Here is a 571-nt window from a genome sequence, read left to right as displayed (position 1 = left end):
CCGGCCGCGGCCAAGCTGGTGTCCGCGCTGCGCCGGGAGTTCGACCTGCCGGTGCACCTGCACACCCATGACACCGCCGGTGGCCAGCTCGCCACCTATCTCGCGGCGATCCAGTCCGGTGCGGACGCGGTGGACGGGGCGGTGGCCTCCATGGCGGGCACCACCAGCCAGCCGTCGCTGTCGGCGATCGTGGCCGCCACCGACTACTCCGACCGGCCCACCGGGCTCGATCTCCAGGCCGTCGGCGACCTGNNGGCCTCGCCGACGGGACGCGTCTACCACCACGAGATCCCCGGCGGACAGCTGTCCAATCTGCGCACCCAGGCCATCGCGCTCGGCCTCGGCGACCGCTTCGAGGAGGTCGAGGCGGTGTACGCCGCCGCCGACCGGATGCTCGGCCACCTGGTGAAGGTCACCCCCTCGTCGAAGGTGGTCGGCGACCTCGCGCTGCATCTGGTCGGGGCCGGCGTGGCGCCGGAGGACTTCGAGGCCGAGCCGAACAAGTACGACATCCCCGACTCGGTCATCGGCTTTCTCCGCGGCGAGCTGGGCACCCCGCCCGGCGGCTGGC

At 73.1% G+C, this 571-nt stretch carries 1 pseudogene; it reads left to right on the top strand.

Annotated elements, in window-relative coordinates:
• Positions 1 to 571: pseudogene (locus tag CCN51_RS52230) on the top strand (pyruvate carboxylase); the annotation flags it as partial.

It is taken from the genome of Streptomyces milbemycinicus (assembly GCF_002154605.1).
Taxonomy (GTDB): Bacteria; Actinomycetota; Actinomycetes; order Streptomycetales; family Streptomycetaceae; genus Streptomyces; species Streptomyces milbemycinicus.
The sequence above is the reverse complement of the archived record's forward strand: the minus strand, read 5'-3'. Positions and strand labels throughout refer to the sequence as shown.